General features: G+C 70.5%; 14 protein-coding genes. 1 reads left to right on the top strand and 13 read right to left on the bottom strand.

Going from position 1 to position 14,687, the window contains the following annotated elements; translation table 11 throughout:
* Positions 1-4: 4 nt before the first annotated feature.
* From OG588_RS00535 to OG588_RS00475, 13 genes are all read right to left on the bottom strand, one after another.
* Positions 5-1,150 (bottom strand): homoserine O-acetyltransferase, encoded by a 1,146-nt coding sequence (locus OG588_RS00535; RefSeq protein WP_405953031.1) that lies wholly within the window; start codon positions 1,148-1,150, stop codon positions 5-7.
* Positions 1,147-2,508: a bifunctional o-acetylhomoserine/o-acetylserine sulfhydrylase gene (locus tag OG588_RS00530; RefSeq protein WP_405945511.1), complete on the bottom strand. Its 1,362-nt coding sequence runs from the start codon at positions 2,506-2,508 to the stop codon at positions 1,147-1,149. Before OG588_RS00530 ends, OG588_RS00535 begins: the two co-directional genes overlap by 4 nt.
* Positions 2,509-2,814: 306 nt before the next feature.
* Positions 2,815-3,372: an NADPH-dependent FMN reductase gene (ssuE, locus tag OG588_RS00525; protein ID WP_405945510.1), complete on the bottom strand. Its 558-nt coding sequence runs from the start codon at positions 3,370-3,372 to the stop codon at positions 2,815-2,817.
* 55 nt (positions 3,373-3,427) lie between these two features.
* A complete protein-coding gene (locus OG588_RS00520) occupies positions 3,428-4,180 on the bottom strand; it encodes an alpha/beta hydrolase (protein WP_405945509.1) in 753 nt (250 codons plus the stop codon).
* A gap of 1 nt (position 4,181) precedes the next feature.
* The gene (locus tag OG588_RS00515; protein WP_405945508.1) at positions 4,182-5,216 is read right to left on the bottom strand and encodes an LLM class flavin-dependent oxidoreductase; all 1,035 of its coding nucleotides are present in this window, start codon (positions 5,214-5,216) and stop codon (positions 4,182-4,184) included.
* A gap of 15 nt (positions 5,217-5,231) precedes the next feature.
* Positions 5,232-6,572, bottom strand: coding sequence for an LLM class flavin-dependent oxidoreductase (locus OG588_RS00510; protein WP_405945507.1), 1,341 nt, complete (start codon positions 6,570-6,572; stop codon positions 5,232-5,234).
* 51 nt (positions 6,573-6,623) lie between these two features.
* Positions 6,624-7,484 carry an ABC transporter ATP-binding protein gene (locus OG588_RS00505; protein ID WP_405945506.1) on the bottom strand — a complete coding sequence of 287 codons (861 nt, stop codon included), beginning with the start codon at positions 7,482-7,484 and terminating at the stop codon, positions 6,624-6,626.
* Positions 7,481-8,473 carry an ABC transporter ATP-binding protein gene (locus OG588_RS00500; protein WP_405945505.1) on the bottom strand — a complete coding sequence of 331 codons (993 nt, stop codon included), beginning with the start codon at positions 8,471-8,473 and terminating at the stop codon, positions 7,481-7,483. The genes OG588_RS00505 and OG588_RS00500 overlap by 4 nt, the downstream gene beginning before the upstream one ends.
* Entirely contained in the window at positions 8,473-9,384 is a 912-nt protein-coding gene (locus OG588_RS00495) for an ABC transporter permease (RefSeq protein WP_405945504.1), read from the bottom strand. Before OG588_RS00495 ends, OG588_RS00500 begins: the two co-directional genes overlap by 1 nt.
* Before the next feature lie 2 nt (positions 9,385-9,386).
* Complete coding sequence (locus OG588_RS00490; RefSeq protein ID WP_405945503.1) at positions 9,387-10,418, bottom strand: ABC transporter permease; 1,032 nt, start codon at positions 10,416-10,418, stop codon at positions 9,387-9,389.
* A gap of 60 nt (positions 10,419-10,478) precedes the next feature.
* Positions 10,479-12,038, bottom strand: a complete 1,560-nt coding sequence (locus OG588_RS00485) for an ABC transporter substrate-binding protein (RefSeq protein WP_405945502.1) — start codon at positions 12,036-12,038, stop codon at positions 10,479-10,481.
* A 484-nt stretch (positions 12,039-12,522) separates the two neighbouring features.
* Positions 12,523-13,455, bottom strand: a complete 933-nt coding sequence (locus OG588_RS00480) for a DsbA family protein (protein WP_405945501.1) — start codon at positions 13,453-13,455, stop codon at positions 12,523-12,525.
* Positions 13,452-13,937: an RrF2 family transcriptional regulator gene (locus OG588_RS00475; protein WP_405945500.1), complete on the bottom strand. Its 486-nt coding sequence runs from the start codon at positions 13,935-13,937 to the stop codon at positions 13,452-13,454. Before OG588_RS00475 ends, OG588_RS00480 begins: the two co-directional genes overlap by 4 nt.
* A 165-nt stretch (positions 13,938-14,102) precedes the next feature.
* Between OG588_RS00475 and OG588_RS00470 the strand changes: the two genes are divergently transcribed.
* The gene (locus OG588_RS00470) at positions 14,103-14,609 is read left to right on the top strand and encodes a cupin domain-containing protein (protein WP_405945499.1); all 507 of its coding nucleotides are present in this window, start codon (positions 14,103-14,105) and stop codon (positions 14,607-14,609) included.
* Positions 14,610-14,687 lie beyond the last annotated feature (78 nt).

Below are 14,687 nucleotides of genomic sequence, written 5' to 3'. Positions count from 1 at the left end.
GCCGCTAGCCGAGGAGTTCGCGGACGAGCGCGGCCACCTGCTCCGTCTCGATCAGGAACCCGTCATGGCCGTACGGCGACTCGATCGACCGGAGACGGTCCGCGGAAGGGATCCCGGCCGCCAACCCGGCCTGCTGGTACGGCGGATAGAGCCGGTCGGAGTCGACTCCGGCGACCAGGGTCCTCGCGGTCACCCGGCGCAGCGCGGCACGCGTGCCACCACGGTCGCGGCCGATGTCATGGCTGTTCATGGCCTCGGAGAGGGTGACGTAACTGCCCGCGTCGAAACGGCGCACCAACTTGGCGGCGTGATGGTCGAGATAGGACTCGACCTGGTACCGGCCGCCGTTCCACGGATCCTCCGCACCCTGCGCCGCACGACCGAAGCGGGCCGTCAACTCCGGTTCGCTGCGGTAGGTGACATGGGCCAGGCGCCGGGCGAGGCCGAGTCCAGCATGAGGACCCCGGCCGGAGTCGTGGTAGTCACCGCCGTGCCAGTGCGGGTCGCAGCGGATGGCGTGGAGCTGGATGTTCGCCCACGCGATCTGCTCGGCGCTCGCCGCAGCGGTGGTGGCGAGCAGCAGCAGCGCGTCCGTCCGCTCCGGAAATGTCACGGCCCACTCCAGCGCCCGCATCCCACCCATGGACCCGCCGACCACCAACGCCCAACGCTCGATGCCCAGTTCATCCGCGAGACCGGCCTCTACGGCGACCTGGTCGCGCTGTGTCACGAACGGGAAGCCGCCTCCCCACGCCCGGCCGTCGGACCGGAGCGAGGACGGCCCGGTGCTGCCCTGACAGCCGCCGAGCACATTCGGCGCGACGACGAACCACCGTTCCGTGTCGAGGACTTGACCGGGTCCGACGAGCGCGTCCCACCAGCCGGAGGCGGGATGCCCCGGCCCGGCGGGACCGGCGACATGACTGTCACCGGTGAGGGCGTGCAGCACCAGCACGGCGTTCGAGCGGTCCGGCGCGAGCCGCCCCCAGGTCTCGAACGCCAGCCGCACACCCGGGAGTTCACCGCCCGCCTCCAGAGCGAGGGGCTTCTCCCGGGCGTGCCACTGACGGCGCCCGGGCGGATCCCCCTCCCGCCAGGGCCCGGAGGCCGACGGAAGGGGGACCGCCGACGGAGTCGGTACGGTGCTCAGGACGCGCCCTTGGCCGCCCGGAACCCGGCCTCCAGGTCGGCCTTCAGATCCGCGAGGTTCTCGATGCCGACCGACAGCCGCACCAGCCCCGGCGAGGTGCCGGTCGCCGCCAACTGCGCCTCGTCCAGCTGACTGTGGGTCGTAGAAGCGGGGTGGATGATGAGACTGCGTACGTCTCCGATGTTGGCGAGATGACTGAACAGCTCGACCGCGTCCACGAACCGCTTGCCTGCCTCGACTCCGTCCCGCAGCTCGAAGGCCAGCACCGCCCCGGCACCGCGCGGAAGATAGCGTTGCCCCGCCTCGTACCACCTGTTGGACTCAAGCCCCGGGTAGTGGACGGCGGCCACCTCGTCGCGCTGCTCCAACCACTCGGCCAAAGCCTGCGCGTTGGACGAGTGCCGCTCGATGCGCAGGCTCAGCGTCTCCACGCCCTGGAGCAGCAGGAACGCCGAGTGCGGTGCGATCGCGGGGCCCAGGTCACGCAGCAACTGCACGCGCAGCTTGATGGCGAAGGCGCCCGGGCCGAGCGCCGGCCAGTAGCGCAGGCCGTGGTAACTGGGGTCCGGCTCGCTGAAGTCGGGGAAGCGCTCCGCGTGCGCGCCGAAGTCGAAGGTGCCGCCGTCGACCACGACACCGCCGATCGTGGTGCCGTGCCCGCCCAGGAACTTCGTCGCCGAGTGGACGACGATGTCGGCGCCGTGCTCGATCGGCCGGAGGAGGTAGGGGGTCGGCACTGTGTTGTCGACGATCAGTGGCACCCCCGCCGCGTGCGCGACATCGGCGACCCCGCGTACGTCGAGGACGTTGCCGCGCGGATTGCCGAGCGTCTCGGCGAACAGGGCCTTCGTGTTCGGGCGGATCGCCGCCCGCCACGCCTCCAGGTCGTCGGGGTCGTCGACGAACGACACCTCGATGCCGAACTTCGGCAGCGTGTGCCGGAACAGGTTGTACGTGCCGCCGTACAGCGACGTACTGGAGACGAGGTGGTCGCCCGCGGACGCCAGCGTAAGGATGGCCAGGGTCTCCGCGGCCTGCCCGGAGGCCAGAGCCACCGCGGCGACTCCACCCTCCAAAGCGGCGACGCGCTGCTCGAAGACGTCCTGGGTGGGGTTGTGGATTCGGGTGTAGATGTTGCCGGGCTCGGCCAGCGCGAACAGGTTCGCGGCATGCTGGGTGTCACGGAACACGAACGAACTGGTCTGGTAGATCGGCGTCGCCCGCGCCCCGGTCGTCGGGTCCGGTACGGCACCGGCGTGGACCTGCTTGGTCTCGAACGACCAGGCCGAGGTGTCGGGACCTGCGGGCTCGTCCTCGGGGGTGTGACCCGCGGTGACGGAGTCGATGGGCTGGCTCATGGTTCTCCCTTGTGCGGAGCGTGCGGGGTGCGGGCGTGCGTTAAATGACCGCGGGGCCGCCGTCCGGACCGGAAATGGGCAGGACGGAGGACGGCGCGGCGCGCTGGTGAAGCGGGGGATCGGATGCCGGAGCGGAGCGTCAGCTCACGGCGGGACACCCCGTGCTGGTGACACGCACGTAGTCCACGTGGCGGCGGGTCACGAGCACGGTCATGCAATGAGAGAACCACAGCCCGTGCCGGAGAACCAGCGTGACGTGGGGAGTTGACACATGACTGCCATATGCGCGCCGGCCCCCGACGCGGTTCACGCGGTGGACGCGAGCACCGCCGTACGGCCGCCCAGTGCATGGGAGAAGTGATCCGTGACCTGCTCCAGCGCCGTGGCCGAGGCGGATGCGACGGTCAGGGTGCCGTCCTCGCCGACGGTGATGTCCTTGTCGAGCGTGAACCAGCCCGGCACGATGTGCGAGGGCCCCATGGAGCTCAGCACCGGCCGCAACGCGTAGTCGATCGCCAGGACATGGGCCGTGCTGCCGCCCGTCGCCAGCGGCAGCACGGTCTTGCCGGTCAGCGCGTACTGCGGGAGCAGATCGAGCAGCGACTTCAACAGGCCCGAGTACGCGGCCTTGTAGACCGGAGTACCGATCACCACCCCGTCCGCCTGCTCGAACAGCGCCGTGGCGGCGGCGATCGCCGGATGCCCGAAGTCGGCGCCCAGCAAGGCCTGCGCGGGCAGGGTGCGCACGTCCAGTGGGGTCACGTCATGGCCCTGGAGACGGAGCCGGTCGTCCAGATGACGCAGGAGTCGGGTGGTGCGGGAAGTGGGGGAGGGGCTTCCGGAGACGGACAGGATCGAGGCCATGACGGGACCTTCCGGGGTCGGGTTCAGACGGCGTTCCGAGCGGGTGGAGAGGCGCTCACCAAGCGCTCGACCGCACGGTGATCAGCGGGCGCAGCTCGTTGCGCAGGTTCTCCAGGAAGGCGACGACCTCGGCGGCCACCGAACGGTGCTGAAGGTCGTTGAGGACATCGTGGTGAGCCCCGTGAACTACCGAAAGCCGGGCGCTGGCAAGGGACTTGGCGATCCGCGCGAGCGCCTCGTGGTCCGCGAGAGGATCGGCGTCACCGACCAGCAGCAGGGCCGGTACGGTGGCTTCGCTGTCGTAGGCGGCGGTGAGTACGGCCTCCGGAATCGCCTCGTCGAGTGAGCCGCGCCGCACCTCGGGGTCCTGGGTGAGGGCGCCCCGATGGGCGGGGCAGGAGGTGCGGACGTCGAGCTCCTCGTCCCAGCTTCCGGCGGTGGAGGTGCCGGGGGCCAGGCCGGGCAGGCCCGCGAGGACTACGGCGTCGGGCTCACCGCCGGCTGCCCGGCCGAGCAGCGCGGCGATCGCGGCGGCGCCCGAGTCGGAGCCGACGAGGACGAGCGGCCGTACGACACCGTCTTCTACGGCCGTGCCCTCGGCCGCGTCGTTGAGCCGGGCGGCGAGACCGTCCAGATCCCCGGCGTCGAGGTCGGGGGCGTCGATCACGCGGACCCGGTAGGCGTCGGCGGCGAGCCGTCTGCCGAAGCGGGCGTAGGTCGCCCGGGTCTCGCCGCGGCCGGGGACGACGAGGACCGTGCCCCGGACGCGCAGGCCCTCGGGGCCGAAGTAGTCGCTGTACTGGGTCATTTCACACTCCTGCGGATACGGGCGCGGCCGTCGGCGCGGGCTGCCAGCCCAACGCCGGTGCCACCTCGGTCGCGATGAGTTCGAGGGCACGGACGGCGGCATCGTGGTCGGGGACGGCGGGGTTGAACTGGGTGATCAGGTCCGTCGCGACAGGCAGCACCCGCTCCTGCCCGAGCGCCGCGACGATCTCGTCGGGATGGCCGTAGAAGGAGTGGAAGCGGCGCAACGCCTCGTCCTGGTCGAGGCCCTTGGGGAACGCGCCGTGCTCCGCCATGCGCAGCGCCGCCCGGTGGACGTCGTCGCCGATCGCCTGGAGTGCCGTACGCCGGTCCTTGGCCGGGAACACGAACCGGGAGAGGCCGATGCGCGGGCGCCGTGGCTGGTCCCAGGCGGCCAAGTAGGCGTCGGCCCAGGGGCGTTGGACCTCGTCGGTGGGGGCGTCGAAGCCGTAGGCCGCACGGTTGAGCAGCAGGTTCGCACCGCCCTGTGAGGCGTACTCGGCTCCCTGTTCGCTGAACACCCCTTGCCAGACACGGTCGTTGAAGTCGCCGGGCCGGGGCTGGATGCGGAAGCCGGGTGTGCCCACCTCGCGCCGGTCGAGGGCCTGGCGCACGATGTCGAGGTTGTCGCTGGTGAGTTCGCGCTTGCGGGCCACGTCCTTGCCGAACGCCGCGTACTCCACCTCGCTCGATCCACTGCCCACGCCGAGCTCCACACGGCCCCCGCTGAGCGTGTCGACGGTGGCGATGTCCTCGGCGAGCCGTACCGGGTCCTCCAGGGGGAGGATGGTGATGGCGGTGCCGAGCCGGATGCGGGTCGTGCGCGCCGCCGCGTGGGCCAGGAACGTCCACGGCGAGGACAGCCCGCCGCCTCCGAGGGGGACGTGGTGCTGGGCCACCCAGCCGACGTCGAAGCCCAACTCGTCGGCCACGACGAAGAGTTCCTGGGCGTTGCGGTAGGTGCGGGCGATGTCGTCGTCGCGGCCCTGGACATGGGTGAGGAAACCGAGCCGGAAGCGTGGTCTCTCGCTCGTCATGGGGTGCCGACCCTCTCAGTCGTTCACGAGCTGGCGCTCGCGGGAGTGGCGGTTGGCGGGAATCGGCAGGCCGAGGTTGCCGCGCAGGGTGTCGGACGTGTACTCGGTGCGGAACAGGCCGCGCTTCTGGAGGATCGGGACGACACTGTCGACGAAGTAGTTCAGCTCCTCCTCGGTGCGGAAGGCGAGGTTGAAGCCGTCGAAGGCGCGGGCGTCGAACCACTGCTGGATGGTGTCGGCCACGGTCGTGGGGTCCCCGACGAACGGCGACTGGCGGAACTGGTTGATGGACTCGGCCACTTGACGCAGGGTCAGGTCCTCTGCCTTGGCCCGTGCGATGAGCTGCGTGGCACCCGTGCGTCCGCCCTTCTCGGCGAGGTGGGCGACATCCGGGAAGGGTGCGTCGAGGTCGTGCACGCTGAAGTCGTACGCCCCGAAGGAACGGCCGAGCAGCGCCAGGTTGCGGGTGAAGTCGTCGTCCTCCTCGAAGATCTCCCGCTCGCGACGGCGGGCCGCCTCGTCGGTGGCGGCGACGACCGGGCCGCCGTGGATGAGGATCTTGACGTGCTCGGGGTCGCGTCCGTAGGCCGCCGCGCGCTTCTTGACGTCGGCGTAGTAGTCCCGCGCCGACTCCAGGGTGCCCCCGGGCGCGAAGATGCCTTCGGCGACCTGCGCGGCGAGATCACGGCCCTCCTCGGACACGCCGGCCTGGAAGATCACCGGCTGGCCCTGCGGGGAGCGGGAGAGGTTCAGTGGACCCGCGATCTTGAAGTGCTCGCCCGCGTGGTCGAGTTCGTGCAGCTTGGCCGGGTCGAGGAACACGCCCCGCTCGACGTCGGCCGGGAACGCGTCGTCCTCGTACGAGTCCCACAGCCCCCGGGCCACCTGCACGAACTCCAGGGCGCGGCCGTAGCGGGTGGTGTAGTCGAGGTGCTCGTCGAGCCCGAAGTTCCGCGCGGTGCCCGTGTCGAAGCTGGTCACGACGTTCCAGCCGGCCCGGCCGCCGCTGATGTGGTCCAGGGAGGCGAAGCGGCGGGCGAGGTTGAAGGGCGAGTTGTACGTCGAACTCGCCGTGCCCACCAGGCCGAGGTGCTTGGTGTGGGTGGCGACGGCCGACAGCAGGGTCAGCGGTTCGAGGCGGTTGAGATAGTGCGCCGGGTAGGTGGAGTTGATGAACTGGCTGTCGACGATGAACAGGGCGTCGAACAGGGCGTGTTCGGCCGCCTGGGCCAGCCGGATGTAGTAGTTGATGTCGATGCTGGCGTTCTTCGCGACGCGCGGGTCCTTCCACAGTCCGTGCTGACCGGGACCGCCCACGCCGTAGGGGTGCAGGGCGAGGTGGAGTGTGCGGGACATGGCTGTTCCTTTTCTGTCAGGGGAGTTTCTGTCAGGGGAGTTGAGGGTGTGTCAGGCGTGGAGGAGGGCGCGCAGGGCCTCGCGTTCGGCCCGGTCCGCCGCCGCGCTGTGCAGGGTGGGCGCGGATCGGACGAGTAGGCGCGTGTAAGGGTGCTGGGGCTGGTTGACGACATCGGCGGTGGCGCCGACCTCGACCAACTCGCCCTGGTACAGCACCGCGATGCGGTCGGCGACCCCGGCGACGGACCCGAGGTCGTGGGAGATGAAGACGAGGGCGACTCCGTCGGCGCGGAGTTCCTTGAGGATCTGCAGGATCTGCACGCGGTTCGCGGAGTCGAGCGCGCTGACCGGCTCGTCCAGGATGACGAGACGCGGTTCGGTCACCAACGCCCGTGCCACGGCGACCCGTTGACGCTGACCGCCGGACAACTCGCCGGGCAGCCGGTCGAGCAGCTCGGGGGAGAGCCGTACCCGGTCGAGGAACGCGCGCACCCGCGCCGCCGCCTCCGGCCGGGAAACACCCTGGATCAGCAGCGGTTCGGCCAGCGACGCCTCGACCGTCACGTCCGGGTCGAGACTGCGCAGCGGGTCTTGGAAGACGTACTGGACGACACCGCGCCGACGCAGCGCGCGCCACTGCCGGTGGCCGTACGAACCGACCTGCTCGCCGTCGATCACGATCGACCCGGCCGAGGCACGCACCAGACCGAGCACGGCCCGCGCGAGCGTCGACTTGCCGGAGCCGGTCTCGCCGATGATGCCGACGGTCTCACCCGGGGCGATGCTCAGGGAGACCCGGTTCAGGGCCTGACGGCGGCGCCGGCGGAGGCCGTAGTGCACCTCCAAGTCGGTTACGTTCAGGACGGGTTGGGTGGGTTCGGCGGACTGCGACGCCGGGCGGTCGGTGCTCACGCGTCCTCCTCTACGGCGATTGCGGCATCGGTGGCCTCGACGGCCTCGGCGCCGAGGAACTTGTCCAGGCCGTACTGCTCGTGCTCGGAGATCAGCAGCCGGGTGTATTCGTGCTGAGGGTTGTGCAACACCTCGTGCGTCGGGCCCTGTTCGACGACCTCGCCCTGCCGCATGACGAGGACCTCGTCGCAGAGTTGGGCGACGACGGCCAGGTCGTGGGAGACCAGGACGAGGGCGAGGCCGGTGCGCTCGCGCAGGTCGGCCAGCAGGTCGAGGATCTCTGCCTGGACGGTGACGTCGAGCGCGGTCGTAGCCTCGTCGGCGATGAGGATGCGCGGATCGGCGGCGATCGCGGCGGCGATGAGGACGCGTTGGAGCATGCCGCCGGAGAGCTCGTAGGTGTACTGGCTGTAGACCAGCTCCGGGTCACGCAGATGCACCGCGTGGAGCAGGTCGATCGCCTGCCGACGTGCCTCGCGTCGCTTGAGTCCCTTCTTGACCTTGAGGACCTCGGCGATCTGGGCGCCCACGCGGATCGAGGGGTTGAGATACGACGCCGGGTCCTGGAAGACCGCGCTGATCGTGGCGCCGCGCAAGGCCGTCCACTGGGCCGACGAGAGCCCGGAGATGTCCCGGCCGTCGATCTCGATCGAACCGCCGGTGACCTCGAAGTGGGCGGGCAGGATGCCCAGGGTGGCCCGGCAGGTCAGGGTCTTGCCGCTGCCGGACTCGCCGACGATGCCGACGGAACGGCCGGGCATGAGCGTGAAGTTGACGCCGTGGACGATCTCCTGACCGGCGGCCTGGTCGCTGATGCGTATGTCGCGCACGGACAGGACGGGTGCCGATGGGGCGGCGGGGCGGACGGGCTGGGTTGCCCCAGTCGTGCTGGTCGCGCCGGTCTCGTCGACCTCGGCCCTGCTGCCGTTCTGCTCGGTCTTGCTGGTCCGCGCGGACTTGGTCAGGACTTTCTCGGAGAGGGTTGCCATCACGCACCTCCGGCGTGAACGTGAGCGGGGTCGCCGTGGGCGGCGGAGTCGGTGTCGGCGAGGCGATTGGCGCGCGCCTTGCGGTTGTTGACGAGGGCGCGGCCCGCCTCGCCGGAGACGTCGCGGATCGCGTCGGCGAGCAGGTTGCAGGCCCAGACGGTGACCATGATCAGCAGGGCGGGGACCAGCGGCGCCCACGGCTTCTGGGTGAGATAGCCGAGGTCCGAGGCGAGCAGGCCGCCCCAGGTGGGCGCGGGCGGCTGGACGCCGATGCCCAGGAAGGTCAGCGTCGAGACGATGACGAAGCCGACACCGATGGTCTGCGCCAGCGCGACCGCGATCGGCGGCAGCACCTTGACCCAGACGTGCCGGCGGACCACCCACCCGATCGACGCCCCGGAGATCAACGCGGCCTCCACGTAAGGCGATTGAGCCACCGCCAGCGTCGCGGCGCGGGACACCCGGTAGAACAGCGGGGACACCAACACCCCAGTGACCAGCATCGCTTGGGTGATGCCGTTGCCGAGCAGGGCGACGACCGCGACGGCGAACAGCAGGAAGGGCAGGGCGACCAGCGTGTCGGTCAGCCGGAGGGTGACCCACTCGAAGACCCGGCCGAAGTAGACGGACAGGATGCCGGGGATGGCGCCGACTCCCAGTGCGGTGAGGGCGACTTCGAGTGAGCCGAGCACGCTGACCCGGGAGCCGTCGAGGAGGCGGCTGAGCACATCGCGGCCGAGATAGTCGGTGCCGAGCCAGTGCGCGCCCGACGCCTCGGCGAGGGTGTCGGAACTGGTGGCCAGGGGGTTGTCGGGCGCGATGAACGGCCCGAGGACGGCGAGCAGAGCGATCACGGTCAGGATCACCAGGGCGATCCGGCCGGATGCCAGGGAGAGCACGCGGCGCACCATGGTCACACCCCCCGCTGGGACGCCGGCGTCACACGCGCCAGCACCAGGTTGACGATCAGGTTGAAGGCGACGACCAGGACGATCGACACCACGAGGACCCCTTGTACGGCCGGCACGTCCCCGGCCTGCGCGGAGTCGTTGGCGAACCGGCCGAAGCCCTGGAGCCCGAAGATCCACTCGGTGACGACGGAGGCGCCGACGAGGGTGGGGAACTTCAGGCCGAGCGTCGCGAGCGTCGGGCCGAGGCCGTTGCGCAGCACATGCCCCAAGAAGATCCGCCGTGGGCTGAGTCCCCGTACGACCGCGCCCGTCACGTAGTTCTCGCGGTAGGCCGCGATGAGGCTGGTGCGCAGCTGCCGGGCGACGTCGGCGATGACGTCGAAGCTCAACGCGACCGCGGGCAGGGTGATATGGGCGAGCCACGGCCCGACCCCCTGCGCCGCCGGGACGTATCCGGCGGACGGGAACACATGCAGCCCGACGGCGAACACCGCGACCAGCACGATGCCGACGACGAACGCGGGCATCACCGAGATCACCGTGACGAAGCCCGTGATCGCGCGGTCGACCCAGGTCGTGCGGCGCAGCGCGGCGACCGTACCGAGGGCGAAGCCGGCGACCACGCCGATGAGCAGCGCGAAGAACGCCACCGACAGGCTCACGCCCAGGCCGAGGCCGATGAGGGTGGAGATGTCGGCGCCGTTGGTCCAGCTGGTGCCGAGCTGTCCGTGCAGGACCCCGCCCAGCCAATCGACGTACTGGACGAGGAAGGGCCGGTTGAGGCCCCATTGTGCTTCAACTCTGGCTACCGCTTCGGGAGTTGCTTCCTCGCCCAGCTGGATCCGCGCCGGGCTGAGCCCGCTCAGTGACCGGAGCGCGAACGTCACGAACGTCGCGACCAGGAACACGGGCACGAAGATCGCGATCGACCGGGCGAGGGTGACCAGGACGCGGCCCAGTGTGTTCCGCGTCCTGGCCGTGGCGGGCCGGTGACGGACGTCGGGTGGTGTGGCCGGTGCCTCCGTCGTCGTCATGGCTTGCCCTCTCTCTGTAGTGGCTGTACGGGTGGTGCCTGCAAGAGATGTGACGAAACGTCAGTTGGAGCCGATGGTCACGCCGGTCCAGTCGATGTGGGCCGGGTTCTTGGGCAGGGCGGAGATGGACTTGCTCTTGGCGATGAGGTTGGGCGAGGAGTACGTGAAGACCAGCGCCTTGCTCTGCAGGCCGGCCCGGGTCGCCGCCTGGAGGACCTTCGCGTAGTCGGGCGAGTCCAGCGGGGTCTGGCGGACCTTGGCGATGGCCGCCTCGAAGCCCGAAGGCTCGTACGGCGAGCTGAGGTTGAGCGGGCCGTTCGGACCGAAGTGCGCGGTGAGGGTCTGTGCGGCGGAGTCACGCCCCGTCGTGCCGTACAGGGAGAACGTCAGGTCCTTGGCGAAGAACGGGGTGGCCCAGTTCTTGTCCACCTTGATGCTGACCGTGATGCCGATCTTCGCCAACTGCGCCTGGACGATCTCCGCTTGGGGATCCTCGGCCGGGATGACGAGGCTGAGCTTGATCTGCCCCGTCTTGTAACCGGCCTCCGAGAGCAGCTGCTTGGCCTTGGCCGGGTCGTACGCGTAGTCGTTCGCGGACTGCGGGTCGTAGGCCACATAGCCCTTCGGGAAGGGCTGGTTGGTCGCCGAGCCGTAGCCGAAGGTCAGCTTGTCCACGAACTCCTGGCGGTTGATCGCGTAGCGGACCGCGTCGACGACCTTGGCGTTGTTGAAGGGCGCCTTGTTGACGTTCAGGCTGATGTTGTTGGCGTTGAAGCCGGGCTGGACGAAGACGTCGAGGCCCGCCTTCTTCGCGGCCTCGGCCTGGCTGGGGGCGATGTCGGCGAAGTTGTAGACGCCGGTCTGGAGTCCGGAGACGACCGTTGCCGCGTCGGGGGCCGAGGTCAGTTCGACGTTGTCGATGTGGATGTCCTTGGCGTCCCAGTAGTCGGGGTTCTTCTTCAGGAGGACCTTGGTGCCCGGGACGATCTGGGTGACGGTGAACGGGCCCGCGCCGACCGGGTTCTGATCCAGCTTGGTGGGGGACTTGGCCGCCTTCGGGCTGGCGATCTGGAGGACGCGCTCGCCGAGGAGTTGGGGGATCTGGTAGTCGACCTGGCTGAGGTGGAGCACCGCGTCCAGCCCGTTGGCGTCCACCGACTTGATGGAGGTGAGGTCGCCGAAGAGCGCGGAGTTCTTCTGCTTCTGGGCGCGGACGATGGCGGCCTTCACGGCGGCGCCGTCGACCGGTTCGCCGTCGCTGAACTTCAGGTTCGGGCGCAGATGGAACGTGATCTGGTCGCCCTTGGCGTTGTACTCCCAGCTCTTGGCCAGGTCGGGCACGGCCTTGCCGGTCGCGTCCGTACGGGTCAACGAGGCGTAGACCAGGGCGAGTTCGCGGAACTGGGCGCCACTGCCGCTGACCACCGGGTCCCAGTGGGCGGGGAAGTAGGAGGAGGCCCACTTCAGTGTGGCGCCGCCGCCGGCCGTCGAGGCGTCGCCGCCGCAGGCGCTGAGGGCGGGGACGAGCACGGTGGCGAGGGCGGTCCCCAGGGCGGCGGCACGCAGTCTGCCGGGGCGGAAGGCCGCCCGAGGGCTGCGGGACGTGAGTCGTCCGGACATCGTGATTTCTTTCTTCGAAGGCTCCCGACCGCGCCGGGGCAGCGGAAGGAGAGCGAGGGCGGCCGACCCGCGGTCCGGACAGCGCGCAGACCGGTACGACGGACATGCCGATGCGGCTTCGAGGCGCACGGGGGCATGCCGCGCCCAGGACATGAGGCGTCGGCGGATCACGGGAGAGAACCGGGATACGGAGGCGGAGAGACGGCGACGAAGCGCGAAGGGAGCGGCGCGGGAGAGACGGGCGCCGGTCGGCGAGGCGGTGGGGCGCCGATGCCTACGGGAGCGGGGTCAGGCGCCTGTGGGCCGGGGGCGGCGGGTCAGCGACAGAGAGCGCTACAGGTGCGCCGCAGGTCCACGTAGCGGCACACCACACCGGGGTGCGTCGTGAGCATGCTGCACATCCTGGGGCCAGCCGTCGGCGGCTGTCAATGGACACCAAATGGTGTCTCATTCGGCGGACGGTCCCTGACCCCTGATCAGAGGCCTAGCGGGGCACGGCGGGCGGGGAGGGGGCGACGGCGGGGTGCACCGCGGCTTCCTCCGGGTGCAGCCACAGCGGGCCGTTGCCGGTGTCGACGCGGACGGCTCCGGCCGGGGGCCATGGACCGCCGTCGGTCAGCAGCACGCGCTCCGGTTCGGTCAGGGTCCGGTAGCGGGCGAGCGCCTCGGCCGGGGGCTGTGTCGCGGGGGAGAGCAGGAGTTCGGGGCCGAGTTCCGTGACCGCCGAGACGTACTCCTCGTACGGTCGCCAGCCGGGTACGGCACGGTGTCCGGTGGTGCCGCGCACGAGCAACGTCGGTAGCGCGTACCGGTGTTGGCCGTCGGGGGTCTCCTTCGCGGCGCCGGGATGGGGCGACGCGGAGCCGTGCACCGACAGCACCTCGGCTACGGGGCGACGCGCCTCCGCATGGTCGGCGCGTACCCTCGCCAGCACCTCGGGCGACGCCGCGTCGGTCGCGAGCCGGCCGGCATCGAGGCCGGGTACGCCCGATACCGCGGCCAGCGCCGACTCGGGAGTGTCCGCCGGCTCCCCGAGCACGAACACGGTCTCCCGCAGCCGCCGTAGCACCCGGTCGGCGACCTGGGCGCCCTGCGCTTCGGCGGCCTTGGCGACCAGTGCGGCCGGCCAGGAACTCGCGGCGACGCGGCTCAGGCGAAGCGCTCGCGGAGCGTGGGTGTGCGCGCTGATGTCCTCGACGTAGCGCGCGTACCAGGCGGTCTCCGCGGCCGGATCCGGTGCGGGGTCGTCGTCGTGGTCGAAGAGGATGCAGTGGACCCGGCGCCAACGGACCTGGCTCTCGCCGGTCAGCGCCGCGCGGAGGCGCCGGAACACGGGCTCGGATCCCCAGGCCCAGGGACACAGGGGGTCGGTGTACTCGACGATTTCCAGGGGGAGTTGGTCCGCGGCGGCCGTCATGCGGCTCCCCGGCGGGTGAGGTGCTCGCCCGCGGCGTGCCCGTTCGACGGGTGCTTGCCCGGCGCGTGGTCGTCCTCGTCCGTCGTGGCGGGCAGCAGGGTGGCCAGGGTCGTGCCGCCCAGGACGGCGGCGGCCTCGGCCTCGATCCGGCGCCACACTCCGGGCAGGCCGGAGGCGGGGCCGGGGTAGTCGAGTCCGGCCAGGACCTCGCCGCGCAGGGTGATCAACTCGCCGTCCACGGCACGGGAGACGTCCAGGAGCGTGATCTCGTCGGCGGGCCGACCGAGCCAGTACCCGCCCTCGCAGCCGCGCTGGCTGCGCACCAGACCGGCTCTGCGCAACTCGCCCACCACGGACTTCAAGAACCGGAACGGGATCTGCTGGGAGGAGGCGATCGCCTCGCACGTGAGCGGACGGGCAGGTTCGCGGGCGAGCTCCAGGAGGGCCCGCGTGGCGTAGTCCGCCTTCGCGGAAATATGCATACGCACATGATGCCCGACGCGGGCCCGGTCGCGAGGGCTTCGGCGGGTTCCCCTCACACGTTCTTCTCGTACGTCCCCGTCCAACATTGCGGGAACATTTCCGCAGGTGAAGGACAAAGGACACCTCTTGACATCCTTTTCGGAGCGGCTCTAGCGTCGCCCACCATGAGCAAGCCGTTGACAACCCCCGGCGAAGGTTTCCACCCCCATCTCCACGACGCCGCAGGGCAGTCGGCAGCCCCCCTGCGCACCCGCCTGCACCACGTCCGCGCCGACGCCCTCGACGGCGACACCGCACAGAGCGGCGGCATGCGCAGGTTCGCCGCGGTGAGCGGCAGTACGGTCGGCTCCGAGAAACTGTGGATGGGCCAGACCCATGTGGCCCCCTCGACCGCGTCCTCCGACCATCACCACGGCGAGTCCGAGACCGCCATCTACGTGGTGAGCGGGCACCCCGAGTTCGTCTTCCTCGACGACGCGGGCCCGCAGCCGGAGGAGATCCGCCTGCGCACGTCTCCGGGGGACTACATCTTCGTCCCGCCGTTCGTGCCGCACCGCGAGGAGAACCCGGACCCGGCGGAAGAAGCCGTGGTGGTGATCGCGCGCAGCACGCAGGAGGCGATCGTGGTGAACCTTCCGGGGCTGTATGTGCTGGGGGCCGGGGACGCGTGAGGTGCTGACGTCTCCGAGGAGTCGAGGTCGAGGTTGGCCCGGGGCGGGAGCCTGCGAGTCGTCGGCGGGGGCCGATCA

Origin of the sequence: Streptomyces prunicolor (genome assembly GCF_045162825.1) — a bacterium.
Lineage (GTDB): Bacteria > Actinomycetota > Actinomycetes > Streptomycetales > Streptomycetaceae > Streptomyces > Streptomyces prunicolor.
Note: the sequence above shows the minus strand (reverse complement) of the source record. Positions and strands in the feature narration are given on the sequence as shown.